15 protein-coding genes and 1 pseudogene are annotated in these 15972 nt (G+C 42.9%); 4 read left to right on the forward strand and 12 right to left on the reverse strand.

Annotation, left to right across the window (positions count from 1 at the left end):
• The first annotated feature begins 96 nt into the window (after positions 1-96).
• Positions 97-414, forward strand: a complete 318-nt coding sequence (locus IRQ78_RS00180; protein ID WP_194441036.1) for a hypothetical protein — start codon at positions 97-99, stop codon at positions 412-414.
• A gap of 132 nt (positions 415-546) precedes the next feature.
• Here IRQ78_RS00180 and IRQ78_RS00185 read toward each other — a convergent pair whose 3' ends face one another.
• The 7 genes from IRQ78_RS00185 to IRQ78_RS00215 form a co-directional block, all read right to left on the reverse strand.
• A complete protein-coding gene (locus IRQ78_RS00185; protein WP_194441037.1) occupies positions 547-1377 on the reverse strand; it encodes a sugar phosphate isomerase/epimerase family protein in 831 nt (276 codons plus the stop codon).
• A 68-nt stretch (positions 1378-1445) separates the two neighbouring features.
• Positions 1446-2201 (reverse strand): gluconate 2-dehydrogenase subunit 3 family protein, encoded by a 756-nt coding sequence (locus IRQ78_RS00190; RefSeq protein WP_194441038.1) that lies wholly within the window; start codon positions 2199-2201, stop codon positions 1446-1448.
• A 2-nt stretch (positions 2202-2203) separates the two neighbouring features.
• Positions 2204-3883, reverse strand: a complete 1680-nt coding sequence (locus IRQ78_RS00195) for a GMC family oxidoreductase (RefSeq protein WP_194441039.1) — start codon at positions 3881-3883, stop codon at positions 2204-2206.
• A gap of 1 nt (position 3884) precedes the next feature.
• Positions 3885-4577, reverse strand: coding sequence for a 3-keto-disaccharide hydrolase (locus IRQ78_RS00200; RefSeq protein WP_054552038.1), 693 nt, complete (start codon positions 4575-4577; stop codon positions 3885-3887).
• 26 nt (positions 4578-4603) lie between these two features.
• Entirely contained in the window at positions 4604-5824 is a 1221-nt protein-coding gene (locus IRQ78_RS00205) for an MFS transporter (RefSeq protein WP_054552039.1), read from the reverse strand.
• 33 nt (positions 5825-5857) lie between these two features.
• Positions 5858-6910 carry a sugar phosphate isomerase/epimerase family protein gene (locus IRQ78_RS00210; RefSeq protein ID WP_194441040.1) on the reverse strand — a complete coding sequence of 351 codons (1053 nt, stop codon included), beginning with the start codon at positions 6908-6910 and terminating at the stop codon, positions 5858-5860.
• Positions 6911-6916: 6 nt separating this feature from the next.
• Positions 6917-8077 carry a Gfo/Idh/MocA family protein gene (locus IRQ78_RS00215; RefSeq protein WP_194441041.1) on the reverse strand — a complete coding sequence of 387 codons (1161 nt, stop codon included), beginning with the start codon at positions 8075-8077 and terminating at the stop codon, positions 6917-6919.
• Positions 8078-8240: 163 nt separating this feature from the next.
• On the opposite strand from IRQ78_RS00215, the gene IRQ78_RS00220 reads away from it, so the two are divergent.
• Positions 8241-8966 (forward strand): AraC family transcriptional regulator, encoded by a 726-nt coding sequence (locus tag IRQ78_RS00220; protein WP_054552042.1) that lies wholly within the window; start codon positions 8241-8243, stop codon positions 8964-8966.
• Here the strand turns inward: IRQ78_RS00220 and IRQ78_RS00225 are convergent.
• On the reverse strand, positions 8963-9823 hold the full coding sequence (locus IRQ78_RS00225; RefSeq protein WP_138616657.1) for a BadF/BadG/BcrA/BcrD ATPase family protein: 861 nt from the start codon (positions 9821-9823) through the stop codon (positions 8963-8965). The genes IRQ78_RS00220 and IRQ78_RS00225 overlap by 4 nt on opposite strands.
• A gap of 2 nt (positions 9824-9825) precedes the next feature.
• Positions 9826-10554 (reverse strand): copper homeostasis protein CutC, encoded by a 729-nt coding sequence (locus IRQ78_RS00230; protein WP_171043814.1) that lies wholly within the window; start codon positions 10552-10554, stop codon positions 9826-9828.
• A gap of 390 nt (positions 10555-10944) precedes the next feature.
• On the opposite strand from IRQ78_RS00230, the gene IRQ78_RS00235 reads away from it, so the two are divergent.
• The gene (locus tag IRQ78_RS00235; RefSeq protein WP_194441042.1) at positions 10945-13734 is read left to right on the forward strand and encodes a TonB-dependent receptor; all 2790 of its coding nucleotides are present in this window, start codon (positions 10945-10947) and stop codon (positions 13732-13734) included.
• A gap of 146 nt (positions 13735-13880) precedes the next feature.
• Positions 13881-14120: pseudogene (locus IRQ78_RS00240) on the forward strand (GNAT family N-acetyltransferase); the annotation flags it as partial.
• Between the two features lie 38 nt (positions 14121-14158).
• Here the strand turns inward: IRQ78_RS00240 and minE are convergent.
• From minE to minC, 3 genes are read right to left on the reverse strand one after another with little or no spacing between them, the layout of a single operon-like run.
• Complete coding sequence (gene minE, locus IRQ78_RS00245) at positions 14159-14422, reverse strand: cell division topological specificity factor MinE (RefSeq protein ID WP_054552047.1); 264 nt, start codon at positions 14420-14422, stop codon at positions 14159-14161.
• A gap of 1 nt (position 14423) precedes the next feature.
• Positions 14424-15233 (reverse strand): septum site-determining protein MinD, encoded by an 810-nt coding sequence (minD, locus tag IRQ78_RS00250; protein ID WP_054552048.1) that lies wholly within the window; start codon positions 15231-15233, stop codon positions 14424-14426.
• Positions 15234-15238: 5 nt separating this feature from the next.
• Positions 15239-15943 carry a septum site-determining protein MinC gene (gene minC, locus IRQ78_RS00255; protein WP_054552049.1) on the reverse strand — a complete coding sequence of 235 codons (705 nt, stop codon included), beginning with the start codon at positions 15941-15943 and terminating at the stop codon, positions 15239-15241.
• Positions 15944-15972: the final 29 nt, after the last annotated feature.

The following is a 15972-nucleotide window of genomic DNA, read 5'->3' on the forward strand; positions in this document are numbered from 1 at the left end:
ATTAGTTAATGACTCTGCTACAAATAATATATTCAGTAATCGCGCCAAGCTAACAATCATTCAAACTTCAGTGTTAAAAAATAAAAAGGTTAGGTTATGGAAAACGATAATAAAATAGAGCAATTCGCTCAGGATTTAATTGGAATCAAGCGTCAAATCAAGGCTCTACTTTATGAAGAGAAATTACTTAAAGATCAAATTAAACCCCTTTTACAAGAACATGGTGCAGTAAATTTTGATTATGGAAAGGTGTACTATGGTGAGTCAAAAGGTTCTTCAACATTTAGTCGATCAGAAGTATTGTCATATATTCGTGATAACTACGGTGATGTTTTAGCTGATCAAATTGATGAAGATTGCACTAAGGTTGGAGAACCTAGGCAAGTTGTGTACATAAAGCTTATTGATCCATAACAAACTAGCGTTCTATAGGCAATAGCTCCTGGCAAGATGAACCCTGATATAGAGCTGTGAGTGAACGACTATTTAAATTAAATCCGAGCCATGAGCTCATGTGGTTAAAGCGAGCTCATTCCTAAAATAACCCTACAAACCAAGTAAGATCTTATCTAAGTTTTGTTTTGATTTAGCAACGCTTTGTAGTGGGGTTAACCCGTTTGGGTATTCTTCTTGCTCAAGCACTAACCACTTGGTGTTGCCGTGCGACTCTAAAGTATCGATGATGGCAGGCCAATCAATGTCGTTTTCGCCGATAATAGGGCTCAAGTTGCTCTCCTCAACCGTACGTACTTTAATGTGCGTAGCAAGCGTGCGGTTAGGGTACTTTTTAATAAAGTAGATTGGATCTTTAGCAGCGTAATTGACCCAGCCAATATCTAACTGCAATGGCATGGTCTTGGGGGTATTAGTGGCAATGTAATCCCAAAACGTTGCATTATTAAAAGCATTAAACTCTTTATTATGATTGTGAAAACCGATCTTCATATCAAAGCGGGTTGCATAATCACTGACTTTAGTAAGCTCTTTAACCAGAGATTTAACTCCCTCAGGGTGCCATGCTCTTTCATCCCAAGGTACATAAAGTGTAGTAACGCCAAGGGTCTTGTAAAACAGCAGGGTGCTATCAATAGTGTTTTCACTGAGTGCATCAAAGCCGATATGGGCACTACTGGCAACTAAGCCTAATTCACTGAGCTTTGCTTTTAAGGCTGCTGGGTTATGTGAGTATGGGCCAAAGTCTCCGGCAAACTCCACGCCGTCAAACCCCATTTCGGCAAGAGACTTAAGTGTACCAGGAAAGTCATTTTTTAAGGTGTCTTTGACTGACCATAGCTGCACACTCACTGGCAGTTTTGCGAATAATTGACCACTAAATACAAGGCTAATAATGAGCAATAAAATGCGGGTTTTAAACATACTTCAATCCTAAAAAAAGCAGGGGGCTGACCCCCTGCACAGTGTTACAAATAACACAAGGGGGAAAGTTAATCGATATAGGCGTACTCGCTTAAACCAAGCTCAGCTAAAACCTGATCTAAATGGGCTTTTGCTTCATCAGAAGGGCCAGGGTAATCGCCTGCAATAGGCACATTACCAAGGTAACCTATGTCTTTACAGCCTTCAGGTGTACAGAAAAAGGCAGCAAGCACTAACTCTTTAAAGCGTAAAAAAGCTTTACCAATACGCTGAAATTGTAGAGGTGTTTGCTCGTTTAAAAACGCAATATCATCTAAAATCGCGCGATGTTGCTTTTCGTTAAGTGCAACAAATTGCTTTTTAAAACGAAGCTGTGCTTCATCGTTAAGCCACGCTAATGAATTTAAAATTTTAATTCTATCGCGTTGTTGACCTTCATAAGGCGCGCTCACCCACTCATTAATAACAGCCGGTACTTGTAGCTCACTGGCTGAAGGAATAGCACCTTCGCGCGGCACAATGTAATCAGCTAAAACCGCTACTAACGTGAGTTCGTCTGCTGTTAAGGTCAGTGGCCAAGGTGATTCTGGTGGCATAACCAAATTTGGATCTTGACCATAGCCTTTAGCGGTTACAGGCTTGATATCTAAATCAGGCCAATGCTCTTTTGCAGAGACAGCAACGTCATCTTCAAGTGCTTTTGTGCAACCTGCAGTTAAACTAACCGCCGAGCCCGCAGCTAATAGACCAAGCCATTTTAAAGACTCACGGCGGCTCATGTTAGAAACATAGTTATATGAGTCGTGTTCGTTACGATGATGCATAATTAAAGTACCCCGTTATCAATTTGTTGAGCAAGCCAAGTTGAATTACGCATTGCCAGTGTCATGATGGTGAGCGTACAGTTTTTATGAGGGTTTGAAGCAAATACACCCGCATCCATTACAAATAGGTTATTACAATCCCATGTTTGGCCCCATTGATTGGTGACTGAGTCTTTCTTTGAGCTGCCCATTCGTGTGGTGCCCACTTCGTGAATGATTTCGCCACCTTTTGAAATTGCTTTTTCAGCAGGTGGGAGTTCGCCAACGGTCGCACCCATGTTTTCGAGGATTTGCTTCGCGGTTTTTAAACCATGTTCGATTTGCTTTAATTCTCTGTCAGACCACTTAAAGTGGAACTTTGATACCGGAATACCCCATTTGTCTTTAACGTTTTCGTCAATTTCCATGTAGGTATCTTTGTTCGGTAACATCTCGCCACGCAGAGCAAAACCAACGTAAGAGCCATATGCATCACGAATTTGCTGTTTAAGAGCTGGGCCATAGCCTTGTTTATCACCTGACACACCCGAACCCGGCTGGCCAAAGCCACTGCCAATTTCAAAGTGATAACCACGTGGGAAATCTAATTCATTGTTAGCTTGTGCTTGATGACCCCACCAAGGAATAAATAAGTGATTTGCGGTATGTCCATCTTCGTTATAACGTGGGCGACCTTTAAGTGCTGGAATTTGCGCACCTAACCATGCACCCGTCGAATCCATCAAGTTTCGACCTACTTGACCACTTGAATTGGCAAGGCCTTTAGGGTGCTTCTTATTCTTTGAATTTAATAAAATACGCGCTGATTCACAGGCGCTGGCGGCTAAGATAACCACATCGGCATCAACAGCGTGTTCGGTTACCGTGTGTTTATCAACATAAGTTACGCCAGTGACTTTACCTTGCTCATCAACTTTGACTGATTTAACCATGGCATCAGTAATAACTTTTAAGTTACCTGTGGCTTTTGCCATAGGTAATAGCGATGTAGTAGTTTGAAAAGCAGCACCAATTGAACAACCAGAGCCACAAGGTGTCGCATAAAAACAGGCCATGCGATCATCTTTAGGGCGAGTTAATACCGCGCGATGCATAGGCACTGCTTGAATGCCCATTTTCTTTGCAGAGGCGGCAATTAAAAGCTCAGGAACACGCGGCTTTGGTGGTGGCTGTAAAATACCCGGTGACGAATCAGGCATATCTTCATGGCCAGTATTGGTGCCACATACACCCACAAGTTCTTCAGTTTTATCGTACCAAGGTGCTAAGTCAGCGTATTCAAATGGCCAGTCGGCACCGTGACCATCTCGGCTTTTGCCTTTAAAATCGTGCTCACTAAAGCGTAATGAATAGCGGCCCCAGTGATTTGTTCGACCACCTAACATACGTGCGCGCCACCAATAAAAGTCGCTTCCTTTGGCGCTGGTGTATGGCTCATCAGGCACTTGCCAGCCGCCATCAACGGTTGCATCGTAAAAGCCAAAGTTTTTGTCTTTGTTACCAGCCCCCATAAGTGGAGCCTCACTGTTACGACGAAACATCGGGCTTTCTGTTTTCGGGTCATAATTACGGCCCGCTTCAAGTAATAATACTTTGTGGCCAAGTTTGGTTAGCGTATATGCGGCCATTGCACCGCCAGCACCCGAGCCAACAACTAATACCTTATGTTTAAAATCAGACATCTTATAGCTCCTTGATTTTTATATTTTTAAACCACACTTTGTCACCATGGTCTTGAAGCCCGATATGACCTTGTTCAGCCGTTGCAAAGTTTTTCCAAGTTGCAAACTTACTGCCTTTAACAAGGGTGTTCCATGTTGTGCTACCAATTACAATGCTGGTGGTGCTAATACCGTTTTGCCAAACTTGTAAGTGGTTGTCTTGCATTTTAATGCGTACATGGTTCCAGCTATTTGCTGGTTTGTGAGCCGCAACTGGGGCTGCAAATAAATCGTAAATTGACCCCGCTAAGTGCGAGTCAATTTCGGTATCTGGGTGTTCTTCGTTATCGATAATTTGAATTTCAGGTGCATGAGAGTAAATCATCTGTCCGGTTTCATCTGCTAATACAAAAATACCGCTATTGCCTTTAGTAGAGATTTTCCAATCAATCTGTAATTCAAAGTTTTGGTACTGCTTTTTAGTAAGCAGGTCGCCACCACCTTTGGTTAATGTCATAGCGCCATCTTCAACGACCCATGCAGGATTTAAAGATTCGCTTTTAAAATTACGCCATTGCGACATATCTTTGCCGTCAAACAACAACTGCCAGCCAGCTTGCTTTTCTTGTTGTGTTAGCTGATTGTCAGCCGCATTAGCGAGTGCACAGCTACTAACGGTGAGCATTAAAGTCAGTGCTTTAAGAGATTTAAACATTGTGTGTTCCTCGACGATTTACTTGCTTAAGACGCACATTTTTCGGTGCGTTTGTTGTTATTAATTACCAAATGCAACCCAATGAATGCGACGATTAAAATAATTGGGAAGATCAGTAGGTTTTGTAATACAGCCTGTCCGGCTAAAATTTCAATTTGTTCAGCGCTTGCGCCACTTGCTTCTGCCGATGAGCGTGCCGTATCTATCCAGCTACCAATTACAGGGTTCCAGATGCTCATAGCAAACATGCCTGCACCGCCCATTAACGACATACCCAGCGCCCCTGACTTTGGAATGTATTCAGCAACGCAGCCAAGCATGGTCGGCCAAAAGTAGGTAACCCCAAGAGCAAATAATATCGCTGCTAAATAAATCATGCTGCCCTCGGCTTGGCTCATCATAAAGATACCTAAGCTTGCACAAATGGCAGAGCCAAGTAATACACCGGTAGGGTTGAGCTTATGCACAATAGGGCCTGCAAAGAAGCGACCAACCGCCATTAGGCCAGTGATCAAGGCTAATACCACCATAGGAGAGGCACCCGATGAACCTAAAATACGCTCAATCCATTGTTGTGTGCCAAATTCAGTAGTTGCGGTAAACGTCATACAAGCAATTAAAAAGATGTATAACGGCGTAAATAAGTGGCGAATATTGCTGCTGGTAGAGTGAGTACGCGTATCAAAGCGTGGAAATTGTGCTTTGATCAGCATAGCGCCATAGATAACAGTAGGAATTAAAATTAACGCTACTTGCCATTGCCAGTTTAAACCTGCTCCCGACATAAAGTTCGACGCAAGTGCGCCAATCACAATGCCACCTGGGAACCAAACATGAAAACGGTTTAGCATAGTGGTGGTGTTTTTAGGGTACATTTCTGCAATTAGTGGGTTACAGCCAGCTTCAACAGCGCCGTTGGCAAAACCAATTAAAAAGGTAGAAACCAGTAAGCCCCAAAAACCATCAGCAGTGATGGTTAAAACAAGGCCAAGAAAATGACAGATAAACGCTAACGCCACTAATTTCTTCGCGCCAATGGCATTATAAATAATACCGCCGACCATAGTCGCAACCGGAAAGCCTAAAAATGCCATGGCATTAACCCAACCTAATTCGGTGTCGGTTAAGCCAAACTCACTGCCAAGTTGACCCAAAATACCAGCACGAATGGCAAAGGTCATAGAGGTCACAATCAGTGCTATACAGCAAAGCCGAAAGACAATGCGGTTATAATTATTGTTGTCCATATTGTGTGTCCTGTGTGTTCTATTGTTGTCGGTTTATAAACCTAAAATTCGATTATTCCGCTCAGTGTTTGTTGCGCCACTGGCAAAATCGTCAAAGGCTTTGTCTGTTGGGTTTATTAAGTGTGCTTTAATAAACTCAGCGCCTTCTCTTGCCCCATCTTCTGGGTGCTTTAAGCAGCATTCCCATTCAAGTACAGCCCAACCATCAAAACCATATTGAGTTAACTTGCTGAAGATTTGCTTAAAATCTACTTGGCCATCACCTAAAGAACGAAAACGCCCCGGGCGGTCTTGCCAGTTTTGAAATCCGCCATAAACACCTGAACGGCCATTTGCGATAAATTCGGCATCTTTGACATGAAACGCCTTAATGCGCGAATGATAAATATCGATAAACGCTAAATAGTCGAGCTGTTGCAATACAAAATGGCTAGGATCATATAGAATATTAACGCGTGGGTGATTATTGGTTGCTGCTAAAAAGCGCTCAAATGTCACACCATCATGCAGGTCTTCACCCGGATGTAATTCATAACACACGTCCACGCTATGCTCGTCAAAGCAATCTAAAATAGGTAACCAACGCTTAGCAAGTTCACTAAAGCCTTGTTCGACAAGTCCTTGTGGACGCTGTGGCCACGGGTAAAAGGTATGCCATAAAAAAGACCCCGAGAATGTCGCATGGGTTGTTAAGCCAAGCTTGTTACTCGCTTTCGCTGCTAGCATCAGTTGCTCTGTTGCCCACTTTGTTCGCGCTGCAGGGTTACCTTTTACATGCTCTGCTGCAAAGTTATCGAACATTTCATCGTAGGCAGGGTGAACAGCAATTAACTGGCCTTGCAAATGTGTTGATAACTCTGAAATTGTAAGTCCATACTCTGTGGCAATACCAGTGACTTCATCGCAGTAATGCTGGCTTTGAGCTGCTTTTTCTAAATCAAAAATAGTCGGGTTTGAGGTTGGCACTTGAATCGCTTTGTAACCTAAACCACTTACCCACTCACATAAACCACGAAAGCTATTGAAAGGGGCTTGATCTGAAATAAACTGCGCCAAAAATATTGCTGGCCCTTTGATTTTATTCATTCTTTTTTATCCAATCTGTAATTTGTGCCATTTAGTATCTTGCTTCGATGAAGCAACAACATGCTCAATAAACGCCATGCCACGCACAGCCTCATTGATGCCTGGTACATCAAATGCTGAATTTGTTGCGTTATCGCCTTGCTTAAATGCGTGGATCTGCGCTGCAAAATTGCGGTAAATATTGGCAAATGCTTCAAGGTAGCCTTCTGGGTGACCGGCAGGGGCGCGCAGGGCATTTTGCGTGTCAGGGTGTAATTCACCTACGCCCGCTCTAAGTAATGTTGCGGCTTGATTGTGGCCTCGTAGCCATAAGCTATTTGGCTCAAGTTGCGACCATTCAAGACTGGCTTTATCGCCATAAACACGCAGGTGTAAGTTGTTCTCATCGCCAATAGCAATTTGGCTTGCCAGTAAAACGCCTTTACAACCATTATTGAATCTAAGAAGCACAGTGCCATCATCATCAAGGGCTCGGCCTTCAACCACATGATTTAAATCGGCGCAAAGCTCGGTGATTTCGAGATCAGAAACATACTCGGCTAAGTTAGCTGCATGCACGCCAATGTCGCCCATACAACAACTAATGCCAGATTTACTGGTGTCTAAACGCCAGCTTGCTTGCTTTGAACCTTCGTCTTCGCTGTGCGCTAACCAGCCTTGAGTGTACTCTACAATGACTTTACGTATGCTGCCGAGCTCGCCAGCTTTTACGCGATGCTTGGCTTCTTTGACCATAGGGTAACCGGTGTAAGTGTGGGTTAAGCCATATAAAACCTGCTGCTTTGCAATAATGCTTTGTAATTGCTCTGCTTCTGCAAGAGTCAGCGTTGCAGGTTTATCTGAGAGCACATGAAAGCCATGCTCAAGCGCCATTTGCGCGACCGGAAAATGCAAATGGTTTGGCGTAACAATAGCCACAAAATCAATACGCTCATCAGCGGGTAATTTTGCTTCTTCGGTAAATAACGTATGGTAACTGTCGTAGCAGCGGTTGCTATCAAGCCCAAGTAATTCGCCAGTTGCTTTACATTTGTTTGCGTCTGAACTGAATGCGCCTGCAACAAGCTCTATCATTCCGTCTAATCGCGCTGCAATTCGATGAATAGCGCCAATGAAGGCACCATCGCCACCGCCTACCATTGCCATGCGGATCTTAGCTTTGCTCATCTTAAGCGCTCCTAAATTTAAATAGCGTCTGCTACTGTTAATGTCATGTTATTGATAATAGGAAAGCTTTGCCAATAAGCGCTAATAAAAATTCGGTTGACAATGCAACAAAATCGGCGTTTAAAATATATAGGCTTGTTCTTTATTGAGACAAAATTAAGCGATGGATATTCAAGAAATAATAAAAAAAGCTGGTGTAAATCAGCTAATTGCTGCATTTGATTTACTGCCAGATATCCTCTTTTGGGTAAAAGACACAGATAGTAGAATCTTGCATTGTAATCAGCATTTTATTGAGCATCAGGGTTATAAAACACTGGAGCAAATATTGCTAAAAACAGACTTCGATTTCTCGCCAAAGCACCTCGCGTTTCAATACGTCAATGACGATAAACGAGTGATGGAAGGCTATATAGTGACTGACCGTTTAGAGCTGAACCAAACCCAACAAGGTGAGCTTGGTTGGTTTTCTACATCAAAGCATGCTTTAAAAGATCACGATGGCAATGTGATTGGCACTTATGGAGTGACCCGACATCTACAAAAAACCTCAAAAGCGCTTTCTCATGTAAGGGCTATTGAAGAGCCAGTAAAATTTATTCGCGAGCATTATCATCGTCAGATCAGCATTGATGAATTAGCAGAGCTTGCGCATTTGTCGGTAAGTGCTTTAGAGCGTCGTTTTAAAAAGCACTTAGCAAAAACACCCAATCAATTTATAAACGAAGTACGCCTCGAAAATGCCCGCAAGCTACTGATTGAAACGCAACTGCCAATTTCACAAGTAGCCTACCAGTGCGGGTTTTCGGAGCCGAGTTACTTCAGCAAACAATTTCGGCGTTTGTTTGGTGAAATTCCCTCACAAATGCGCTCGCAATTAGGCGATTAAATTGCAGCTCTTGCCATTAAAATAGCCCCTTGCTCTGCACTGGCAAGGGCGGGGGTTAAATGCGCTTTACTGGCATCAGTTAAGTAAGGTGTGATGGCAGTGGCAATGCCGCCCATCAAGGTGACGTTTTCAATGCCTTGCTTTTCAAAGTAAGCGATATAGCGGCTAATGTATGCGCACGCTTCATTGATTAGTTGCTGACAAAAAGCATCGTCAGAATGGCTAAAAACTAGGGGCGCAAATTTGGCAAGCTCAGCAGGGCGCGCTGATATTAAACGCTGACTTAACGCTTGGCTTGAGTCGCAGTTAAGTTGGGTGAGTAGGGTATCTATTGCTGCTGAACTTTGCGAAACACCATCAAGTACTGCAAATGCTTTACGGCAAAGTTGTAAGCCTAACCAACCCCCACTGGCACCATCGCTCAGTAATAACCCGTAACCACCTAATTCGCTAAATTGGTTTTGCTGCTGGTAACCCGCACAAAAGCCCGTGCCCAGAATAATCACTGCGCCATCATGGTGTTGATGTGCGCCTTTACAGGCAATCAGCATATCTGTTGACAGGGTAAACTTGGCAAAAGGGTGCTGCCATTTGGTCATGGCTTGATAGGAAGAGTCGATATTAGCTCCGGCAAGCCCTGCATGCACATAGGTATTTTTCAGCTCGCTTAAGGCAAGCTCAGCGTCATGAAATGCAAGTTCAGTGGCGTGCAGTATTGACTCTTGGCTTTGTTGGCAGCTGGTGGCCACATTTGCTGAACCACTTATGGCTTCACTCAGCAATGAGCCGTTTTCGTTTTCTAAACGAACTTTACACTTACTGCCACCGCCATCAATACCTAAAAAATACGTTGCCATGTTTAATCCTTTGAAAGTAGCTTATTGATAGCCTCAGCATTAATTGCACCATTTTCGTTGTGAACGCATGAGTGTACATGCACAGCCGCTTTTGCTGAATGGTTTTTTATTAATTGCCAAAGTGTTGCCGCGTTTTCTAAAGTAACGCCACCACCCATAACAATTTCTATCTGATTAGCGCTGTGCACTAAGTATGTGTTGAGCTGATTTAGACCATCAACAGCACTTTGACCGCTTTGCCACGGCATGCCTGCTGTTAATACGCGGTCAACGCCTAAACTAATCAGTTTATCAAGTGCGCTTAACGGGTTTGTAAGGGTATCGAATGCACGGTGATAGGTCACCATTAGGCCATGCTGTTTGGCTGTGGCAACTAAAGAGCGGGTCACTTTTAAATCAAGTTCGCCGTTTTTAACTGCACCAAATACCACGCCATGCGCTCCCGCGTTCGCTGCCATTGTTATTTGTTTTTGCATAACTTGGTGACACTCAGCACTAACGAAAAAGTTGTTTGCTTCGGGTCGTATCATCACCACTAACTTTGCACTATTAGTCAGGTTTTTAACAGCACAGTCAATCGCATTAACACTTGGTGTTAAGCCTCCTAGGTGTAAATTACTGCATAATTCAAAGCGTTTTGCGCCTAAGTTACTAGCCAGCGAAATGTTGTTAGCAAGCAGCTTTAAGCACCCTTCGTTTAGGCATACTTCAAGAAATTTACCATTGTTCATGGACGTGTTTTTACCATATCTATTACACCTACTCATTAGTTAATTAATTTAACGTAAACTTAAAATTGTAATGAAAAATAATTTGGTGTTTACTATCAATTGGTTACTATTTTAACTAAGTCTGTGTTGATGAGTGAACTAGCTCTGCAACGACAGGCCTAACTATAAAGCAGAAATTATAAAAATGAATATAAAATATTCCAAACGCCGATTTTGTCATATCTCTCACCGAATTTTTATTATCACTTTTTGACCGCTCACCCTATTCTGAGTTTGAGTTTAACAAGCTGTTAACTACCGATAATCAGTTTAAAAACCGACAACAATAAATCGTTTTTGCAGAGGCTAAAGCCTCTTAAACAAAAACAGAACACACAACTGGAGATAGGCATGGGCAAGCAAACTGTAATAAAAACAAAAGGGCAAGGAAGGCATTTTAAGCGAAATGCAATTTTGATTTCGCTACTGGCGGCAATCAATACAAGTTACGCAGCAGAGCAAGTAAATGAAGATGTAGAAGTGATTGAAGTACGAGGTATTCGTTCTTCAACTGCAGAAAACTTAGCAATAAAACGACTTTCAACGGCTACCGTTGATGCAATCACCGCAGAGGATATTGGTAAGTTTCCTGATAAAAATGTCGCTGATTCTTTGCAACGTGTATCGGGCGTTTTGATTGACCGCGACGGTGGCGAAGGTAGCCGCGTGAGTATTCGTGGTACGTCACCAGATTGGACACTTACCCAATTAAACGGTAACTATATTGCTTCATCAGGTTCTGGTACTCCTACCCGTAGTTTTAATTACACGTTATTGCCTTCAAGCATGATCAAAAGTGTAGAAGTGTACAAAAGTGCAGAAGCACGCATCGATGAAGGCGGTATTGGTGGTACGGTTATTTTACACACCCGTAAACCGCTTGAGATGGAAGCAAATTCAGGGGCGTTAAGTGCCGAGGTGACTTATGATGATGTGTCTGAAGACACTAAGCCGCAAGTTAATGTGCTGTATTCATGGAAAAATGACGACGAAAACTTTGGTGTATTGGCCGGTTTTACTCGTCAAGATCGCACTGTAACAACCATCACTAACAACGCATCACACTGGCGTTTTCACTCAGATACCGTTGAAGGTGCAGAGCGTCCTGCGCTGGTAGACCAAGCCACTGGCGAAGTGTACAACAATGTATGGGCGCCTCGTGCGATGAGTGTTAATAACTCAAACCAAGACCGTACACGCGATGGGTATCAAGTCGCTGTGCAGTGGGCACCGAGTGACAGACTTGATTTAAACTTTAACTATTTTGGTGCCAAGTTAGGCTACGACCAAACAGGGCAAAGCATTACTTTTGCCGAGTGGAATGATAACCACAACCCGTATTACGGCATTGTGCTTGATGGCGATACTGTGGTTGCCTACGGTAATGGCGATAATGGGTTACTTAATGATAATAACTGGGGTGATGCCGATGTAAATGGTGGTGTGGCTGTTCGCCGTGGTTTGTTATCGCCGCAGTTAACAGGGCGTGAGCGTTTTGGCGAGTCAAAATCAAACACCTATGATTTTGAAGGTACTTATTTTGGCGATACGTACAGCATTACATTAAAGCTGGGTCATACTGAAGCTGAAGGCGGCACCTCAAAAGAAACCTACGCCAATATTGATGCGCGTTTAGGCTCAGTAAACAGCTGGTTATGGTCAATTGAAAACGGTAAACCAAGCTACGAAGTGTCGACTGATTTAGCCACCGATAAAGAAGCATACCAGTATTATGATTGGTTTGACTCTTACTCATCTGAAAATGAAGACTCAGAAGATTACATTCAAACAGATGTAAAATTTGACCTCGATGGCAACTTTTTTACCCGTGTCTATGTAGGTGCTAAATACCGCGACCACGAAATTAAAGGTATTCGTAACGACTTTCGTTGGGATGACGGCATCTCTGATAACGGCGGTTACCGCGGTTACTTGCCAGGCACTGAGTGGTTCCATAATCCAGATTTTCACCCAGATGCGCCAACATTGGTAAGCGACCATGTGGTTGATAACAGTGCAGGTGATACTGGCGCATTTAACTTTTTAGCGTTCGATTTCAGAGCACTGGATGATTACTTAAAAGAAAACTTTAGCCAAACAGTGGTGCCAACACTTTCGGGTACCTATGCCCTTGAAGAAAAAATTTGGTCTGTTTACACACAAGCTGATTTTGAATGGCAAGATTTCCGCGGTAATGTCGGTGTGCGTTATGTTAATACAGAGCTGAGCACCTTGACCTACGATGATGTTATAGGTCAAGACGATGACGACACGGATCCAAACGAGCGCAGTAGCGATGGCAGTGAAGTATTACCAAGCTTTAACCTTGCATGGGATGCAACCGAAGATCTAGTGGTGCGCTTTGCAGCAGCACGTACCATGGCAAGAGTGAGTTATTCAGACTTAAGCCAAGCAGAGTCATACGGTCCTCCAGTTAACATTAACTCGCCTGATTCATGGACAGGCCGTGGTAATGGTACCTCGGTAAACACAGGGCTTGAACCTATGTTATCTGACCAATTTGATTTAGGCATTGAATGGTATTACGGCGATGGTTCTGCACTGGGTGCCACGTTATTCTCTAAAGATATTTCTAACCTACCAATCTCGACGGTAGAAATTGTAGAGCGTGAACATGATTGTTGTAACGGCCCAATTGAGGTCGAAATGAACACCAAAGTGGGTGGGGGTGATGCAAAATCAGAAGGTTTAGAGCTGTTCTTCCAGCACTCGTTTGATAATGGTTTTGGTATTTTAACTAACTATACCTACACAGATACCAGCACCAGCGAAGTCTCGACAGACGGACAAAAAACAGAGGTCGAAATACCAGGCACCGCTAAGCACCAATATAATGTGTCGGTGTACTTTGAGAATGACGATTTTAGTGTTCGTGCGTCATATAACTGGAAAGATGACCGTGCCAACGGTATTCACCAAGGCTACAACTTGTATACCAAAGACTATGGTCAGCTAGATGTGAATGCCTCGTATAACCTAACAGAGGATCTTTCGTTTACCGCGTCAGTGGTGAACCTAACTGAAGAAATAGAAGAAGGCTATTGGAAGCAAAGTAATCGCTTTACCTATAACCAATACTCGGGTCGTCGTTTTTACTTAGGCGCAAATTATAACTTTTAACCATAGACATGTTGTTTGTTGCAACCTAAAAAGGTACTTTTATTAAAGTACCTTTTTCTTTTTTTAGACAATAATGATTGAATTTGTAACGGTTACAGAGCAAGACAAAGCCTATTTACTCGACTTAAGATAATGATGGGCAAAGTGTAGACGCTGCCAAGTTCATTGTAAGTGACCAAGCAATCAGTTTATTACAGCTACAAATTGCACCTAAAGAGCAGGGCAAAGGATTAGGCACTAAGGTGTTAGATGCACTTAAAGCGCAAACAGCAGAGATAAATTTAACGGTGCTAAAAGCGAATCCAGCGTATGGATTATATCAACGGTCAGGGTTTAAAACTCTAGGCGAAGACGACTATGAGTTTCATATGCAGTGGCAGAAATAAAAAAGGGCGCTGTTAAAAAACTAAGCGCCCAATTTTGACTATTTCTTTTCTTCGTCAGGTAAGGTGACGTTTAGCTCAAGTACTGCTAAGTCATCTTCGTTTTGGTCAAACTGCACCTGAACTGCATCAGTGTTTACATTCACATATTTACGAATAACATCAAGGATGTCTTGTTTTAGCTGTGGTAGGTAATCTGGTGTACCACGCTGTGAACGTTCGTGCGCGACAATGATCTGCAATCGCTCTTTTGCTAATGACGCACTGCTTTTCTTTTCTGAGCGGAAGTAGTCAAGTAAAGACACATTAACCTCCAAAAATCCGTTTAAATAAGCCTTTTTTCTCTACGTCTAAGAAACGAAAATCAACAGTTTCGCCTAATAAACGATTGATTGCATCTGTGTATGCTTGGCCTGCATCCGATTCACCATCAAGGATAACCGGTTGACCAGAGTTCGATGCACTAAGTACAGCTTGTGATTCAGGAATAACGCCCAGTAGTTTAATCGCTAAGATTTCTTGTACGTCTTCTACCGAAAGCATTTCGCCTTTTTCAACACGCTCAGGATTATAGCGAGTTAATAGTAGATGTTCTTTTACGCTTTCAAGGCCTTCTTCAGCACGTTTTGATTTGCTGTGTAAAATGCCAAGAATACGGTCAGAGTCACGTACTGATGATACTTCTGGGTTCGTTGTTACAATCGCTTCATCAGCGAAGTACATTGCCATCATTGCACCAGCTTCGATACCCGCTGGAGAATCACACACAATGTAATCAAAATCTTTTTTCAGCTCGTTTAGTACGCGCTCAACACCGTCACGGGTTAGGGCGTCTTTATCACGGGTTTGTGAGGCAGGTAAAATATGTAGCTTATCAACGCGCTTATCTTTAATAAGTGCTTGATTTAGGTTAGCTTCGCCATTGATTACGTTTACGAAATCATAAACAACACGGCGTTCACAACCCATGATAAGGTCAAGATTACGTAGACCAATATCAAAGTCGATAATAACGGTTTTAAAGCCTTTAAGCGCTAAACCTGTGCCAATCGCAGCACTCGATGTGGTTTTACCAACACCACCTTTACCAGAAGTAACGACAATCACTTTTGCCATGAGATTTATCCTTTAACCAAAGCTGAAATTTCTAATGAATCATTTTTTTGTTGGATTTGTACTGCGCTGCCCCAGTGTTCACCTTGTAGAGAGTCGCTGATCCAATAACTACCATTAATCGAAACAAGTTCTGCTTCTAATTTTTGGCAAAATATATTTGCTTCGTTGTAACCTTTAGCCCCTGCAATTGCACGGCCGCGAAGGGTGCCATAAATGTGCACGTTACCGTCGCTAATCACTTCGGCGCCATGACTTACAGCACCAATTACGATTAGGTCGCGGTCTTTTGCATACACTTGCTGGCCCGAACGTACAGTGCCATGAATAACTTGCGCAGGCAGGTGAACGGTTTTTTCAACGATAGATGTATTTGTTTGTTGTTTAGCGGTTGCACCCTTAACGTCTTGTGAATAATTTAACACCGACAGGCCCGCAGCTTTTGCGCTTTCGTTTTGCTCTTGAGAGCCATTACAAACCCCAACAGGGTTTAACGAAAGGCCGCTTAACATTGATTTTAAGAAAGAGAAATCAAGCGCTTCATCTTGTACGTCGCTTAAGTTGATTACGATAGGCGCACCGGCAAAGAACTTAGGTGCTTGGGCGATTTTCTCATCTAACTGCTTACTTAAAAGGGCTGTATCTGCTGAAAATAAATGTAAAACAGATAACGTAAAAAGGTTCCCTTTTAATTCAAAAATTTGTTCCGACATACACGCTCAATTGAATTGTCTGGATTAGC

Origin of the sequence: Pseudoalteromonas simplex (assembly GCF_015278155.1) — a bacterium.
Taxonomy (GTDB): domain Bacteria; phylum Pseudomonadota; class Gammaproteobacteria; order Enterobacterales; family Alteromonadaceae; genus Pseudoalteromonas; species Pseudoalteromonas simplex.

Coding starts and splice junctions, on each gene's coding strand:
- IRQ78_RS00225 (WP_138616657.1), bottom strand. CDS start 9,823: ATGGCAACGTATTTTTTAGGTATTGATGGCGGTGGCAGTAAGTGTAAA.
- minC (WP_054552049.1), bottom strand. CDS start 15,943: ATGTCGGAACAAATTTTTGAATTAAAAGGGAACCTTTTTACGTTATCT.
- IRQ78_RS00185 (WP_194441037.1), bottom strand. CDS start 1,377: ATGTTTAAAACCCGCATTTTATTGCTCATTATTAGCCTTGTATTTAGT.
- IRQ78_RS00215 (WP_194441041.1), bottom strand. CDS start 8,077: ATGAGCAAAGCTAAGATCCGCATGGCAATGGTAGGCGGTGGCGATGGT.
- IRQ78_RS00210 (WP_194441040.1), bottom strand. CDS start 6,910: ATGAATAAAATCAAAGGGCCAGCAATATTTTTGGCGCAGTTTATTTCA.
- IRQ78_RS00200 (WP_054552038.1), bottom strand. CDS start 4,577: ATGTTTAAATCTCTTAAAGCACTGACTTTAATGCTCACCGTTAGTAGC.
- IRQ78_RS00195 (WP_194441039.1), bottom strand. CDS start 3,883: ATGTCTGATTTTAAACATAAGGTATTAGTTGTTGGCTCGGGTGCTGGC.
- IRQ78_RS00230 (WP_171043814.1), bottom strand. CDS start 10,554: ATGAACAATGGTAAATTTCTTGAAGTATGCCTAAACGAAGGGTGCTTA.
- minD (WP_054552048.1), bottom strand. CDS start 15,233: ATGGCAAAAGTGATTGTCGTTACTTCTGGTAAAGGTGGTGTTGGTAAA.
- IRQ78_RS00205 (WP_054552039.1), bottom strand. CDS start 5,824: ATGGACAACAATAATTATAACCGCATTGTCTTTCGGCTTTGCTGTATA.
- IRQ78_RS00180 (WP_194441036.1), top strand. CDS start 97: ATGGAAAACGATAATAAAATAGAGCAATTCGCTCAGGATTTAATTGGA.
- IRQ78_RS00220 (WP_054552042.1), top strand. CDS start 8,241: ATGGATATTCAAGAAATAATAAAAAAAGCTGGTGTAAATCAGCTAATT.
- IRQ78_RS00235 (WP_194441042.1), top strand. CDS start 10,945: ATGGGCAAGCAAACTGTAATAAAAACAAAAGGGCAAGGAAGGCATTTT.
- IRQ78_RS00190 (WP_194441038.1), bottom strand. CDS start 2,201: ATGCATCATCGTAACGAACACGACTCATATAACTATGTTTCTAACATG.